The sequence below is a fragment of the Curtobacterium sp. LFS079 genome (genome assembly GCF_047977865.1).
Taxonomy (GTDB): Bacteria; Actinomycetota; Actinomycetes; order Actinomycetales; family Micrococcaceae; genus Arthrobacter.
Genome location: NZ_JBFPFO010000001.1, coordinates 340,428 through 353,791, shown reverse-complemented (window position 1 = coordinate 353,791; position 13,364 = coordinate 340,428). Strand labels below are relative to the sequence as shown.

13 protein-coding genes are annotated in these 13,364 nt (G+C 65.9%); 7 read left to right on the top strand and 6 right to left on the bottom strand.

Annotation, left to right across the window (positions count from 1 at the left end):
- The first annotated feature begins 11 nt into the window (after nucleotides 1-11).
- From ACNQPB_RS01700 to ACNQPB_RS01675, 6 genes are all read left to right on the top strand, one after another.
- On the top strand, nucleotides 12-1,034 hold the full coding sequence (locus tag ACNQPB_RS01700; RefSeq protein WP_498748579.1) for a LacI family DNA-binding transcriptional regulator: 1,023 nt from the start codon (nucleotides 12-14) through the stop codon (nucleotides 1,032-1,034).
- Between the two features lie 104 nt (nucleotides 1,035-1,138).
- Entirely contained in the window at nucleotides 1,139-2,365 is a 1,227-nt protein-coding gene (locus ACNQPB_RS01695; protein ID WP_498748577.1) for a sugar ABC transporter substrate-binding protein, read from the top strand.
- Nucleotides 2,366-2,375: 10 nt separating this feature from the next.
- Complete coding sequence (locus ACNQPB_RS01690) at nucleotides 2,376-3,359, top strand: carbohydrate ABC transporter permease (RefSeq protein ID WP_498748576.1); 984 nt, start codon at nucleotides 2,376-2,378, stop codon at nucleotides 3,357-3,359.
- Between the two features lie 7 nt (nucleotides 3,360-3,366).
- Complete coding sequence (locus ACNQPB_RS01685) at nucleotides 3,367-4,257, top strand: carbohydrate ABC transporter permease (RefSeq protein WP_498748574.1); 891 nt, start codon at nucleotides 3,367-3,369, stop codon at nucleotides 4,255-4,257.
- A 29-nt stretch (nucleotides 4,258-4,286) separates the two neighbouring features.
- Nucleotides 4,287-5,060 (top strand): ThuA domain-containing protein, encoded by a 774-nt coding sequence (locus tag ACNQPB_RS01680; RefSeq protein WP_498748572.1) that lies wholly within the window; start codon nucleotides 4,287-4,289, stop codon nucleotides 5,058-5,060.
- On the top strand, nucleotides 5,057-6,184 hold the full coding sequence (locus ACNQPB_RS01675; RefSeq protein WP_498748570.1) for a Gfo/Idh/MocA family protein: 1,128 nt from the start codon (nucleotides 5,057-5,059) through the stop codon (nucleotides 6,182-6,184). The genes ACNQPB_RS01680 and ACNQPB_RS01675 overlap by 4 nt, the downstream gene beginning before the upstream one ends.
- Before the next feature lie 9 nt (nucleotides 6,185-6,193).
- Here ACNQPB_RS01675 and ACNQPB_RS01670 read toward each other — a convergent pair whose 3' ends face one another.
- Complete coding sequence (locus ACNQPB_RS01670) at nucleotides 6,194-6,784, bottom strand: GNAT family N-acetyltransferase (protein WP_498749069.1); 591 nt, start codon at nucleotides 6,782-6,784, stop codon at nucleotides 6,194-6,196.
- A 151-nt stretch (nucleotides 6,785-6,935) separates the two neighbouring features.
- Between ACNQPB_RS01670 and ACNQPB_RS01665 the strand changes: the two genes are divergently transcribed.
- The gene (locus tag ACNQPB_RS01665) at nucleotides 6,936-7,748 is read left to right on the top strand and encodes an SGNH/GDSL hydrolase family protein (RefSeq protein WP_498748568.1); all 813 of its coding nucleotides are present in this window, start codon (nucleotides 6,936-6,938) and stop codon (nucleotides 7,746-7,748) included.
- Between the two features lie 7 nt (nucleotides 7,749-7,755).
- Here the strand turns inward: ACNQPB_RS01665 and ACNQPB_RS01660 are convergent, their stop codons facing one another.
- From ACNQPB_RS01660 to ACNQPB_RS01640, 5 genes are all read right to left on the bottom strand, one after another.
- Nucleotides 7,756-8,619 (bottom strand): 3-hydroxyacyl-CoA dehydrogenase family protein, encoded by an 864-nt coding sequence (locus tag ACNQPB_RS01660; RefSeq protein WP_498748567.1) that lies wholly within the window; start codon nucleotides 8,617-8,619, stop codon nucleotides 7,756-7,758.
- Complete coding sequence (locus ACNQPB_RS01655) at nucleotides 8,616-9,482, bottom strand: enoyl-CoA hydratase/isomerase family protein (protein WP_498748566.1); 867 nt, start codon at nucleotides 9,480-9,482, stop codon at nucleotides 8,616-8,618. The genes ACNQPB_RS01660 and ACNQPB_RS01655 overlap by 4 nt, the downstream gene beginning before the upstream one ends.
- The gene (locus tag ACNQPB_RS01650) at nucleotides 9,482-10,705 is read right to left on the bottom strand and encodes a thiolase family protein (RefSeq protein ID WP_498748564.1); all 1,224 of its coding nucleotides are present in this window, start codon (nucleotides 10,703-10,705) and stop codon (nucleotides 9,482-9,484) included. Before ACNQPB_RS01650 ends, ACNQPB_RS01655 begins: the two co-directional genes overlap by 1 nt.
- Nucleotides 10,706-10,839: 134 nt before the next feature.
- Nucleotides 10,840-11,514, bottom strand: coding sequence for a pentapeptide repeat-containing protein (locus ACNQPB_RS01645; RefSeq protein ID WP_498749068.1), 675 nt, complete (start codon nucleotides 11,512-11,514; stop codon nucleotides 10,840-10,842).
- Between the two features lie 140 nt (nucleotides 11,515-11,654).
- Nucleotides 11,655-13,115, bottom strand: coding sequence for an amino acid permease (locus ACNQPB_RS01640; RefSeq protein WP_498748562.1), 1,461 nt, complete (start codon nucleotides 13,113-13,115; stop codon nucleotides 11,655-11,657).
- Nucleotides 13,116-13,364: the final 249 nt, after the last annotated feature.

Sequence of the window (13,364 nt, the reverse complement as noted above, 5' to 3'; positions counted from 1 at the left end):
GAGGTCTGGCAATGCCCACCAGCAAAGACGTAGCCCAGGCCGCCGGCGTCGCCCAAAGCACCGTGTCCTATGTCCTCAGCGGCAAGCGTCCGATTTCTGAGAAGACCCGGAAGAAGGTGGAGGCTGCCATCGAGCAGCTCACCTACCAGCCCAACGCGGGCGCGCGGGCCTTGGCCGGGCGGCGGACCCATGTGATCGGCTTGGTGATTCCGTTCATCCCCGAACTGCACATGGCCTCGATCATGGAATTCGTCTCCGTGATCGCAAACACTGCCCGGCAGTACGACCACGACATCCTGCTGGTCACGGAGGACGAAGGCGCCCCCGGGCTCCGGCGCGTCGTGGGCCAGCAGATCTGCGACGGGCTCATCCTCATGCAGGTGGAGGGCGAGGATGAACGCCTTCCGGTGGCCCGCAGCCTCAATGTACCGGTGGTGCTGATCGGTATCCCCCGGGATCCTTCAGGGCTCGTCTGCATTGATGCCGACTTCGAGATGGCCGGCGAACAGTGCGTGCGCGAGCTTGCTGCCGCCGGGCATTCCGTGGTGTCCGTGATCGATTGGCAGCCGGAAGTCGTGAACCGCCACGTGAACTATGTTGACCGTTTCATGCGCGGCACCGACAAAGCCGCGAACGAACTCGGAGTGAAAGTACTCCACCTTCCGGGCGGAACGGACAGGGAGGTCATCGCAAGCTCCGTGGACAAGGCCTTGGCCGGGACCACGGGAACGCCCGCATTCGTCGCCCCGGACGGCACCGCCCAGGACGTCCTCCGGAGGGCCCTGGCCAGCCGCGGGCTGACGCCGGGCACAGATGTCTCCGTCATCGGCAGCGCCTCCCCCACGCTTGCCGAACTCCAGCCCATCCCGCTTTCCACAATCGACCTCCGCCCGGCCGAGGTTTCGCGCCGGGCGGTCAAGATCATCTGCGAACTCCTCGACGCCGGCAACCAGGGACCACATGAATCCTTGGAGCTGGTACCTACGGTCATCACCCACCGTTCCAGCACGCTCCGTCCACCCCGCGGCGCCTGACACCCACCCCTTCCCACCCGCTTTCCGTAACACCTATCGATACGCATCGTCGATACGCATCGATGAATCCATGTCCACTCATCGCCACCACGAAGGAACAGACAATGAAGTCAGCAACCCGCCCACTTGCCTTGGCCGCCGCAACACTTTTTGGCTTGCCGTTGTTCATCTCGGCCTGCGGATCCACCCCGGCAGCCTCGTCCTCCGAAAACGTCACCGAAATCTCGGTGATGGACTACTACAACAACGAGCCCGATAAGTCGTTCATCGGCGACGCACTGACCTCCTGCGGCACCAAGGCAGGGGTCACCATCAAACGCGAAACCGTCCCTGGAAAATCGTTGATCTCCAAGGTGCTCCAGCAGTCCTCATCCAAGACCCTGCCGGACGTCCTCATGCTCGACAACCCTGACCTGCAACAGATCGCCGCCACCGGGGCGCTCGCGCCGCTGTCCGACTTCAAGGTCAGCACCGACAACTTCGCCGAGGGCGTGCTCAGCGCGGGCACCTACAAGGACAAGGTTTACGGCCTGGCGCCAACTGTCAACACCATCGCGCTGTTCTACAACAAGGACATCCTGGCCAAGGCCGGCGTCACCCCGCCCACCACCTGGGACGAATTGAAGGCGGCCGCCGCCAAGCTGACCGTCGGCGACCAGTACGGGCTGGCCTTCAACGCGAACCCTACGTACGAGGGAACGTGGCAGTTCCTTCCCGTCATGTGGTCCAACGGCGGGGACGAGAAGAACATCGACACTGCCGAGACCGCACAGGCCCTCGAGCTCTGGACCGACCTGGTCAAGGACGGCTCGGTGTCCTCGTCGGCCCTCAACTGGACCCAGGCCGACGTCAAGGACCAGTTCCTTGCCGGGAAGGCAGCCATGATGGTCAACGGACCGTGGCAGATCCCGGCGCTCGACAAGCAGCCGTCCCTCCACTACGGCGTGGTGAAGATTCCGGTCCGGGAATCCGGCCAGGCGGCAGTGGCGCCGCTGGGCGGCGAAGTCTGGACCGTTCCGCAGACCGGCAACAAGGCCCGCCAGGCGAAAGCCGCGGAGATCGTCGCCTGCCTGAACAGCGACGAGCAGCAGTTGGCCATGGCCAAGGCCCGGAACACCATCCCCTCCAAGACCACCTTGGCCGCGAAGTTCGCGGCGGAGAATCCCAAGCTCGCGACCTTCACCGAGCTCGTCAAGACAGCCCGGGCCCGCACCGGCGAACTCGGCGAGGGGTGGCCGGCCCAGGCAACCAAGATCTACACGGCCATCCAGACCGCGCTGACGGGCAAGGCTTCCCCGGCGGATGCCCTGAAGCAAGCCCAGGGACAGTAGGCAAAATGCCATGTCATTGACAACCGACGTCTCGCGCACAACCTCCCCGGCGGGGACGGGGAAAACCCGGGCGGGGAACGGGGAAACCCCGGCACCACGGCGGGGCACCCGCGCACGCCGCGAGCGCATCTTCCAATGGCTGTTCCTGGTTCCGGCCGTGACCTACATGGCGTTGTTCTTCGGCTATCCCGTGGTGAAGAACATCGTCATGAGTTTTCAGGACTACACCACCACCACCTTCTTCACCGGCGAAGCGCCCTGGGTGGGATTGGCCAACTACGCGGCCGTCCTGTCGTCGTCGTTGTTTTCAACCTCACTGCTGAACACCGCACTGTTCACGCTGGGATCCATCCTGGGCCAGTTCCTGATCGGCCTGGCGCTGGCCGTCTTCTTCCAGCGCAAGTTCCCGCTCAACGGCATCCTCCGCTCGCTGCTCCTGCTCCCGTGGCTGCTGCCCCTGATCGTCTCCAGCGCCGTGTGGCGCTGGATCCTGGACAAGGACAGCGGCGCCCTCAACCGCTTCCTGGGCGATCTTGGCATCATCCACACCGGAGTTCCTTGGCTGACCAGCACCTCGCTGGCGCTGATCGCGGTGGTGGGCGTGAACATCTGGATTGGCATCCCGTTCAACCTGACCATCCTGTACGGCGGCCTCCAGGAAATCCCTGACGAACTCTACGAAGCCGGGTCCCTGGACGGAGCCACGGGATGGAAGGCGTTCCGCCACATCACCTGGCCGATGCTCCGTCCGGTGGTGAGCGTGGTGCTGGTCCTCGGCGTCGTCTACACCCTGAAGGTGCTGGACATCATCCTGGGCCTGACCAACGGCGGACCCGCCAACTCAACCCAGACAATCGCCACACAGTCGTACGACTTGTCCTTCCACGAGTTCAAGTTCGGCGAAGGCGCGGCCCTGGGCAACGTGCTGGTGGTCATCTCCCTGGTGTTCGCGGTCCTGTACCTGCGGGCCAGTCGACGCGCAGTGGACGAGTGAGGAAACCATGACGACGCAACTGAAGGCCCCCGCCGGCCGGACCGGCGCCCGGAACCGCATCACAGCCCGGAACCACACCAGGGCCACGGCTCCCTCCCGCAGGAACTGGGGATACACCGCGCTGGCCATCCTGTTCCTGGTGGTGATGCTGTTCCCGGTCTACTGGATGGTCAACGCCTCCCTGCAGCCCAACGGCACTACCTTGGAAACCTCCTGGATCCCCCTCAAGCCGGACTTCACCGGCTACGCCACAGCCATCAGCGAGCAGGCCGGCAACCTGGGCACGAGCCTCATCATCTCGCTGGGCAGCGTGGTGCTGAGCCTGGCCATCGCGGCTCCGGCGGCGTACGCCCTGGCCTACTTCAAGGTCCGCGGTGCCGGCGTGGTGCTCTTCGCCATCCTCATCAGCCAGATGATCCCCGGCATCGTCGTCGCCAACGCCCTCTACACGGCGTACAACGACCTCGGCCTGCTCAACTCCATCCCGGGGCTGATCCTGGCCGACTCCGCCCACGGCATTCCGTTCGCGATCCTTATCATCAGGGCCTTCATGAACGGCATGCCGGCCTCGGTCATCGAGGCGGCGCGCGTGGACGGAGCTGGGCATGTCCGGGCGTTCTGCTCGATCGTGATTCCGCTGAGCCGGAACTCGCTGATCACTGCCGGGCTGTTCACGTTCCTGTTCGCCTGGAGCGACTTCCTGTTCGCCCTGACCCTGACCACCACCGAGGCCGTACGGCCGGTGACCCTGGGCATCTTCCAGTACATCGGCGCCTACGTGAATGACTGGAGTTCGGTCATGGCGACGGCGGTGCTCGCCTCCATCCCGGCCATCGTCCTATTGGTCGCGGCCCAGAAATACATCGCTGCCGGCACCACCGGCGGCGCGGTCAAGTAGACCGACCCAACCCTGCAAGGAGAACTAGCATGCCTGAAAACAAGCCGGTCCGCGTCACCGTGTGGAGCGAAAACCGCCACGAAAAGCGGGACGAACTGGTTGCCCAGCTCTACCCCGAAGGAATGCACGGCGCCGTCAAGGCGGGCATCGAGGAGAACCTGGGCTCCGCCGTCGAGGTCCGCACCGCCACCCTCGACGAGCCGGAACACGGCCTCACCGAGGAGGTCCTCGCCAAAACCGACGTCCTCACCTGGTGGGGACATATGTCCCACGCCGACGTCGACGACAAGATCGTGGAGCGCGTCCACCGCCACGTGCTGTCCGGCATGGGCCTGATCGTGCTGCATTCCGGGCACTGGTCCAAGATCTTCACCAAGCTCATGGGCACCACCTGCACGCTGCGCTGGCGCTCGGAACAGGACCGCGAACTTGTGTGGACCGTGGATCCGACCCACCCGATCGCCAGGGGCGTGCCGCACCCCATCGTCATCCCCGAGCAGGAGATGTACGGCGAATTCTTCGACATCCCCACGCCCGAGGAACTCGTGTTCATCAGCTCGTTCAGCGGCGGCGAAGTGTTCCGCTCCGGCTGCACCTTCCGGCGCGGCCACGGCAAGATCTTCTTCTTCAGCCCCGGTGACCAGGACTACCCGGTGTACCACCACAAGGACATCCGCCGGGTCATCTCGAACGCCGTCGAATGGGCCGTCACCGACCGCCCGGAACGCGCCGTCCCGGAGCTGTTGCGCTACGAGACCGACGACTTCTTCAACGGCAAGAGCTACCAGGGAGCCAACGCGTGAGCGCGCCTTTCGCCACCATTCCCGACGACGGCGCTCCCCTGCGCGTCATCGTGGTCGGCGCGGGCGGAATGGGCCGCGCCTGGCTGCGGACCGTGGACCAGTCGCCGCTGGTGGAACTGGCCGGGATCGTCGACCTTGACCTTTCGGCGGCGCGTGCAGCGGCGGCCGCTGTCGGGCGGCCCGACCTCCCGGTCGGTGCCGGCACCGCGGCGCTGGCGTCCGACGTCGGAGCCCAGGCGGTCATCAACGTCACCGTTCCTGCCGCCCACCACCCCGTGACCGCAGAGGCGCTGGCGGCGGGACTGCCGGTCCTCGGCGAAAAGCCCGTGGCGTCCACCGTGGCGCAGGGGCTCTCGCTGGCGGCCGCCGCCGAACTCCACGGCCAGCTGTTCATGGTCAGCCAGTCACGCCGCTACAATCGGCACCTCTTCGCTGCGAAGCAGCTGGCGTCGTCCCTGGGCCCTGTCGGCATTCTGTCCGCGGAATTCTACAAGGCCCCGCGTTTCGGCGGGTTCCGGGACGCCATGGACCACCCGCTGCTGCTGGACATGGCCATCCACCAGTTCGACATGGCCCGGTTCCTGCTGGATTCCGATCCCGTATCCGTGGCCTGCGAGGAATACAACCCGTCCTGGAGTTGGTACCGCGGGGACGCCGGTGCCACCGCCGTCTTCGAGATGACCGGCGGCGAGCGCTTCGTGTTCAACGGCAGCTGGTGCAGCCCCGGCCAGGAAACGTCGTGGAACGCTTCATGGCGGATCAGCGGTGAGCACGGCACGGTCCTCTGGGACGGCGACGGCGAACCGGTCTCCTCGCTTCCGGTGCCTGCGGACTCCATCGACGATCCGGGGCAGGAAATCGCCGGTTCGCTCCGGGATTTCGTTTCGGCGGTGCGCACCGGGAGCACGCCCATGGGACAGGTGCACCGGAACATCATGAGCCTGGCCATGGTGGAGGCTGCGATCCACAGCGCCGGCACCGGCGCCCGGGTTTCGGTTGATGCGCTGCTCGAAGAGTCCTACCGGCAGGCGATCCTCGACGAGCGGGACCCGGCGGTGCTGGAGGTCCTGAAATCGTGGACGTCGCTCCGGGCCGCCCTTGGCGTAAACGGGGTAGCGCCGTGACACTGTGGTTCAGCCGCGTTTCGCGAGCCTGAATTCAAGGTTCGTGCGCACGGCCGGCCATTCGTGTTCCAGGATGGAGAAAACCACGGTGTCCCGCAGGACGCCGTCCGCCGTGCGGGAATGGCTCCGCAGCACGCCATCCTGCTTGGCGCCGAGCCGGGCAATCGCTTCCCGCGACTGATGGTTCAGCCAATGGGTGCGGAATTCGACGGCCGGGCAGCCGAGCGTTTCGAAAGCGTGCCGGAGAAGCAGCAGCTTCGATTCCGGGTTGCTGCCGCTGCCCTGGGCGGAGGCGGCGTTCCAAGTGGAGCCGATTTCCACACGCGGGGTGGCGGCGTCAATGTTCATGTACGTGGTCATGCCGATCAGGCGGCCGCTGCCGTTGAGGCGGGTGGCGAAGGGCAGCATGGAACCACTCTGCTGCAAGGCCAGGCGGCGTTCGATCTCGGCGGCCATGACCTCCGGCGCGGGCACCGAGGTGTACCAAAGCTTCCACAGCTCCCCGTCCTTCGCCGCCTCGACGAGCCCGTCGTGGTGTTGGGGGCCGAGCGGTTCCAGGGTCACCAGCCGGCCGCTGAGGGTAACGGGCGCAATCGTCATCACGGCTTCAGCCTATCGCGGCACGGGCCGGACCCTTCGGGGGTTCCGGACGAGTACCCGACTACTCGTGACGGGCGCATGGCGCGGGAGTAGGGTCGCAAACACAGCGCCCTTTTCAGACGCCGCTCCGTCGAGACCAAGGGGAAAACCGATGAAACCGCACCATACCCGCTCACGCGCGTTCGCCTTGGCGGCATCCCTCACCGCCATGATCCTCGCATTCGGCCTGTCCGGCGCCCCGGCCCAGGCAGCCTCGTCAGACACCACGGCCAAGCAGGCCATAACGTACGTGGGCCTTGGCGATTCCTACGCCGCGGGCACCGGGGGCGGGCCGGAGGCACCGCCGTGCTACCAATCGGCCGCGGCATATCCGACGCTCCTGGGCGGCACCAACCTTGGCTGCTTCGGAGCGACAACCACCGACGTCGCCCTCGTCGCCACGAACAACGCCGCCCTCCTGGGCAGCGCGACTGACGTTTCCCTTACCGTAGGCGGAAACGACGTCGGTACTGGGGCCGTGACCGCGGCCTGCGTCCCCGATCCCTTGAGCACAGCATGCGCGTCCGCGGTGGCGAACACCCAGATCGGGCTGGCCGTCCTTCCGGGGCGGGTTGCCAACCTGGTCGCCTACCTCCGCTCCCTGGCGCCCACTGCCGACATTGTCGTCACCGGCTACCCGAGGCTCTTCACCGTCACCAGCACGATGCCGCCCCAGCAGCAGATCCTCGCGGCCACGTTCAACGCCATGGCCGACGCCCTCAACGCGGCGATCGCCGCGGGCACGCGGGTCTCAGGCGCACGCTTTGTTGACGTGACCCAGCGGTTCCTGGACCACGGCATCGGTTCGGACAAGCCGTGGATCAACTTTGACGGCAATCTCCTGAACCCGGACAACTTCCACCCGAACGCGGCCGGCTACAACAACGGCTACCGCACGGCCGTGAACGCCGCCCTGAAAAGGTAGGCCCGCCTTACTCAGCCCAGTCGAAGAAGCCCTTCCCGGTCTTGCGCCCCAGTTCGCCCCGGGCCACTTTGTCGCGCAGGATCTGCGGCGGGGCGAAGCGCTCCCCCAACGTGGAGTGCAAGTATTCGGCAATGCCTAGGCGCACGTCCAGGCCCACGATATCGGTGGTCTTCAGCGGCCCGGTGGGGTGCTTGTAGCCGAGCACCATCGCGGCGTCGATGTCCTCCGCCGAGGCCACGCCCTCTTCGACCATCCGCATCGCTTCAAGGGCTATCGCCACGCCCAGCCGTGAGGACGCGAAGCCGGGTGCGTCATTGACCACGACGGCGGTCTTGCCGAGGGCCTCGACCCAGCCTTTCGCAGCGGCGGCGAGCTCCGGGGAGGTCTGCTTGGCCAGGACCACTTCGATCAGGGTGGACGCCGGCACGGGGTTGAAGAAGTGCAGGCCAAGGAAGTTCGCGGGGCGGTGCAGCTCCGCGGCCAGGCCGGAAACGGACAGGGAGGAGGTGTTCGAGGCCAGGTAGGCGTCGGCGGAGAGGTGGGTTTCCACGGCCTTCAGGGCGGTCACCTTGAGCTGGTAGTCCTCCGGGACGGCTTCCACCACCAGACCGCAGTGGATGAACGATTCGTAGTCCGTCGACGTGCTGAAGCGGGCCAGGGCATCCTCCGAGGTTTCCCCGAGGGTGCCGCGGGCGGCGGACTTGGCAACGGCGTCGGACACCCGGGCGTGCGCCCCGGCGGCGGCTTCGGCGTCGCGTTCCACCACGATCACGGTGGCGCCCTTGACCAGGAAGGCGTGCGCAATGCCCGCCCCCATCCGGCCACCGCCGAGGACTCCTACTACGTGCGGGATAGCGGCAACGACACTCATGTGGTGGTCCTGTCCTGGGTTTCGGGGATGCGGTCAATGTCGGCGCCGTGGCTGTCCTGCGGAGGCTTCGCAGCGAGCCGTTCGGCCATCTTCTTGTCCAGGAAGCCCTGCATGCGATCGAACTTGGCCTGCGACTCGAAGAGGATTCCCTGGGCGAGGGTGTCGATCACCGGATGGGCTGCTTCCGGGGCATGGAACACGGACTTGGTGATCCGCACCGCCAGTGGGTCCTGGCGGGCGATGCGGTCTGCGAGCTTGTGCGCGGCTTCCATCAGTACAGGGGCTTCGTAGATGCCGGTGATGAGGTTGATGCGCAACGCCTCCTCGGCCCGGAGCACGGCGCCGGCCAGCAGGATTTCCTTGGCAAGGGGCTCCCCCACCAGTTCTTTGAGCCGCCAGGTGGCGCCGGCCGCAGCCATGATACCGAGCCCGGTTTCCGGGTTGCCGATCCGTACAGCGGGCGTGCCGATCCGGAAATCGGCGGCGTAGGCAAGCTCAGCGCCGCCGCCCAGGCAGTAGCCGTCGATCGCTGCGATGACGGGCATGGGGAGGCGGCCGATGCGGGCGAAGATCGTGGAGTTGATGCCGCGCAGGGCGTCGTCACGACGGCGGTCCCGCAGCTGGCCGATGTCCGCCCCGGAGGCGAAGACCCCTTCGCTGCCGGCAATGATCAGGATTTTCGATTGGCGTTCGAGATAGTCGCAGACCCTGTGGAGTTCATCGACCATCTGCTGGTCGATCGCGTTCCGGACTTCCGGCCGGTTGAGCAATATAGTCAGCCGGTCCTCCTGCTCTTCGATCAGCAGGGTGCCGAATCCGGCCGGATCCAGCGGATGTCCGTCCATCGAAGAATCCAGTGCCATTACACGCCTTCCAGGAGGAGCGCCGAGCCCTGCCCGACGCCGATGCACATCGTTGCAAGGCCGATCCTACGGCCGGCCCCGGACAATTCGCGCTCCATCCTGCCGAGCAGGGTTATTGCGATCCGGGAGCCGCTGGAACCTAGCGGGTGCCCCAGGGCGATGGCGCCGCCGTCGTTGTTCACGATCCCGGCGTCCAGCCCAAGGCGCCGCATGCTGGCGAGGGACTGGGTGGCGAACGCTTCGTTGAGTTCCACGGCGCCGATCTCGGCGACGCCGAGGCCGCTGCGCTCGAGGATCTTCCGGGTGGCCGGCACCGGGCCGATGCCCATGATCTCCGGCTCGCAGCCGGCGGCCCCGCCGTCGATGATCCGGGCGCGCGGGGTGAGCCCGTACTTCAGGATGGCAGCCTCGGAGGCGACGATAATTGCGGAGGCGCCGTCGTTGAGGCTGGAGGAGTTGCCTGCGGTGACAATGGAACCAGCGGGAACAACGGGCCGCAGCCCGGCCAGGACCTCCAAGGTGGTTCCCTCGCGGGGTCCCTCATCGGTGTCGACGACGGTCTCGCCCTTCCGGGTCTTCACCGTCACCGGGACGATTTCCTCCTTGAAGCGGCCGGCGGCGATGGCGGCCAGGGCGCGCTTATGGGAAGCGACCGCGAAGGCGTCAGCGTCTTCCCTGGAGATACCGTCCACGCGGCCGACTTCCTCGGCGGTTTCGGGCATCGAATAGGTCATCTTCCCGCCCCGGGAGAGCTCGCCCTTGGTGAAGCGGGGGTTGGCGAAGCGCCAGCCGATGGAGGTGTCGAAGATCTGCCCGGGCTTGGCGAAGGCGGTGGCCGGCTTTTCCTGGACCCAGGGCGCGCGGCTCATGGATTCAACGCCGCCGGCTACCACGATGTCGGCGGCGCCTGCCTTGATCATTTGGCTTGCCATGATGATGGCGCTCATGCCGGAGGCGCAGAGACGGTTGACGGTGATGCCGGGAATGTGGAGGGGAAGCCCTGCCAGGAGCGTGGCCATGCGGGCGACGTTACGGTTTTCCTCGCCGGCTCCGTTGGCGTTGCCGAGGATCACCTCATCGATCGAGTCGGGGTCGACGCCGGCCCTTGCCACTGCCTCCCCCACCACCAGGGCCGCAAGGTCGTCGGGACGGACTGCGGAAAGCGAACCGCCGTAGCGGCCGACGGGCGTACGTACGCCGCCAACAAGAAAAGCCTCGACCATGAGCACATCCTTCACGGAGCAGGGTCGGCGAATAATTTACCGACCGTTCGTTCTATAAAGATTACACTGTGCCCGTCCCCGGTCAACAGGGAACCCGGTCTACAGGGAACCAGCTCAACAGGAGGCGGTGGACGTTACAGGACCCGGATGCCCAGGTGCCCGGCCAAGAGCGGGGCCAGCAGGCTGAGTTGGTAGTCGTCGATCACGGCGCCGGAAATGCCGCCGAGTCCGTTGACCGCCCGGAATTCGCTGCCGCGCAGGTCCACGTCCTTGAGTTTGGCGCCCGTGACGTCGAGCGTGCCGATGGTGCAGTCCTTGAACACCACGCGGTTTGCCGTGCAGGAGCCCAGGTCCAGTTCGTTGATGATGCAGCCGGTTACCTGGACATCCTGGAGCTTGGAACCGCGCAGGTTCAGGAAGTCCAGCTTGCCGCCGTCGATCCGCACCGACTGCCAACTGCCCTCGTACAGTTCCGCGGAGCCCCAGCGCGGGTTGCTGATTTCGACGTCGCGCCAGGAACTGCGCGCGGCGGTCAGCACCGGCGCATACGGCTCGGAGAGAATGCAGTCCCGGAAGCCCGCGCCGCGCAGTTCGGTCTCATTGAAGGAGACGCGGTCGAATTCACACTCGAGGAAATCCGCGCCGCCAAGCTCCTGGCCGTCTACGCGCACCTGGCTGAACCGGACGCCGTCGTACCTTTCACCGCGGCGGAAGTCCAGCGCCGGCCCGTCCCCTGCTTCGCCGAATTCCCTCAGTTCATCCAGCCGGACGGGGGTGATCCTGGGGGCGATGACTTTGGCTGCTTTCAGGCTCATGCTCCGACCCTAGACCGGCACGGCCCGCGTAGCAGCAATCCACCCGAGCGCAAGCGCCGGTTAAACAGCAACTGACTCGCAGCCGGTGTCGTTTCGAGGCTCGAACGACAACAACTGCGAGTCAGTTGGGGGCGCTAGCTGAAGAGCTCGCTCTTGGGCTCGTTGTTCTTGACCTTCTGCCAGCCGAGCCAAAGCACCAGGGCAAAGAACGGGATGGTGGCCAGGGTCCAGGCACCGAGGTAGAAGACCTCGCCGCTCTTGCTGGTCATGGTGTCGAGGCCGATCAGCACGGTGATGGCGAGCAGCGCCACCAAGCCCACCCAGCTGGTCCACGGCGAACCGGGCATGGGGAGGCTGGAGACCAGACCCTTCTTCCTCCGCAGCATGATCTGGCTGGCGAAGATGGAACCCCAAGTGAAGATGACGCCGATCGAGGCGGTGTTCAGCGCCAGGTCGAAGGCGTGCGAACCGCCCAGCCAGATGTTCAGCAGGATCCCCACGAGGTACACGACGCCGATCGCCAGGATGGCGGCGTAGGGGACGTGGCGGGTGGACATCTTGGTGAGCCACTGCGGGGCGTGGCCGTTGTTGGCCATGGTGCGGAAGATGCGGCCGATGGAATACAGGCCGGAGTTGCAGGAGGACAGGGCCGCGGTGATGACGATCATGTTCATGACGTCGCCCATCCAGCCCAGGCCCATCTGGCCGAAGACGGTGACGAACGGGGAGGTTCCGGCGTGGTACTGGTCCGAGGGCAGCAGCATCGCCAACAGGGTCACTGAACCGACGTAGAAGACCACGATGCGGACCACGACGGCGCGGATCGCCTTGGGCACTTCGCGTTCCGGGTTCTGCATCTCACCGGCGGTAATGCCCACCAGTTCGATCGCGTTGTAGGCGAAGATCACGGCGTTGAGGACCAGGATCATCACCAGGCCGCCCTTGGGGAACATTCCGCCGTCGGCCGCGAAGAGGTTGTTGACGGAGGCGTGGCCGGCTCCGACCTTGGCGTTGGTGATCACCATGAAGGTGCCCACGGCCAGGAAGATCACGATGGCGGCGACCTTCAGGCAGGAGGCCCAGAACTCGAACTCGCCGAAGGCCTTCACGCTGAACAGGTTCACGGCCACCAGCAGCACCAGCGCGGCGATGGCGGACAGTTCCACGGGAACGTTCGGGAAGAAGAACTGGAAGTACAGGCCGATCGCGATCAGCTCGGCGATGCCCGTCATGGCCCAGTTGATGAAGTACATCCAGCCGGACAGGTAGGCGCCCTTCTTGCCGAAGAGTTCGCCGGCGTAGCTGACGAAGGAGCCGGAGGTCTGGCGGTACATGATGAGTTCGCCGAGGGCCCGCATGAGCAGGTAGGCAATGACGCCGGCGATCGCGTAGGAGAAGATCAGGGCCGGGCCGGTGGAGGCCAGGCGCCCGCCGGCACCCATGAAGAGGCCGACGCCGATGGCGCCGCCCATCGCGATCATGGTGACGTGGCGGCGGCTCAGGGTCTTGCTGTAGCCCTCGGCGCTGAGGGACGGATCGACGGCGGACGCCTGGCCGACGGGGTTCTTGAGGTCTGCGGGGGTACTTTGCGACACAACTGTTCCTTGTGGGTTGAGGAGGTACCAGCTGCCCTTTGTTGCACGTGATTCGGCTCACCTGCCGAAACCCTGTTCACTTCTGCGGGTTACGGCGCGAATCATCGAAGGGCGAATCCAGCAAGCCCATCTTACAGTGTGAAACGCACCACTCGTGTCCCGGGATACAGCCGGCCGCCCCGACCGCCCGGGAATTGCTTCCTGCCCGCCCTCTTTGCCGCTAGCCTGTCCCTAGCATCGACTGAGACA

What these genes read in the sequence shown, in the direction of transcription:
- ACNQPB_RS01700 (WP_498748579.1), top strand. Translation starts at nt 12, where the DNA reads ATGCCCACCAGCAAAGACGTAGCCCAGGCCGCCGGCGTCGCCCAAAGC.
- ACNQPB_RS01695 (WP_498748577.1), top strand. Translation starts at nt 1,139, where the DNA reads ATGAAGTCAGCAACCCGCCCACTTGCCTTGGCCGCCGCAACACTTTTT.
- ACNQPB_RS01690 (WP_498748576.1), top strand. Translation starts at nt 2,376, where the DNA reads ATGTCATTGACAACCGACGTCTCGCGCACAACCTCCCCGGCGGGGACG.
- ACNQPB_RS01685 (WP_498748574.1), top strand. Translation starts at nt 3,367, where the DNA reads ATGACGACGCAACTGAAGGCCCCCGCCGGCCGGACCGGCGCCCGGAAC.
- ACNQPB_RS01680 (WP_498748572.1), top strand. Translation starts at nt 4,287, where the DNA reads ATGCCTGAAAACAAGCCGGTCCGCGTCACCGTGTGGAGCGAAAACCGC.
- ACNQPB_RS01670 (WP_498749069.1), bottom strand. Translation starts at nt 6,784, where the DNA reads ATGACGATTGCGCCCGTTACCCTCAGCGGCCGGCTGGTGACCCTGGAA.
- ACNQPB_RS01665 (WP_498748568.1), top strand. Translation starts at nt 6,936, where the DNA reads ATGAAACCGCACCATACCCGCTCACGCGCGTTCGCCTTGGCGGCATCC.
- ACNQPB_RS01660 (WP_498748567.1), bottom strand. Translation starts at nt 8,619, where the DNA reads ATGAGTGTCGTTGCCGCTATCCCGCACGTAGTAGGAGTCCTCGGCGGT.
- ACNQPB_RS01655 (WP_498748566.1), bottom strand. Translation starts at nt 9,482, where the DNA reads ATGGCACTGGATTCTTCGATGGACGGACATCCGCTGGATCCGGCCGGA.
- ACNQPB_RS01650 (WP_498748564.1), bottom strand. Translation starts at nt 10,705, where the DNA reads ATGGTCGAGGCTTTTCTTGTTGGCGGCGTACGTACGCCCGTCGGCCGC.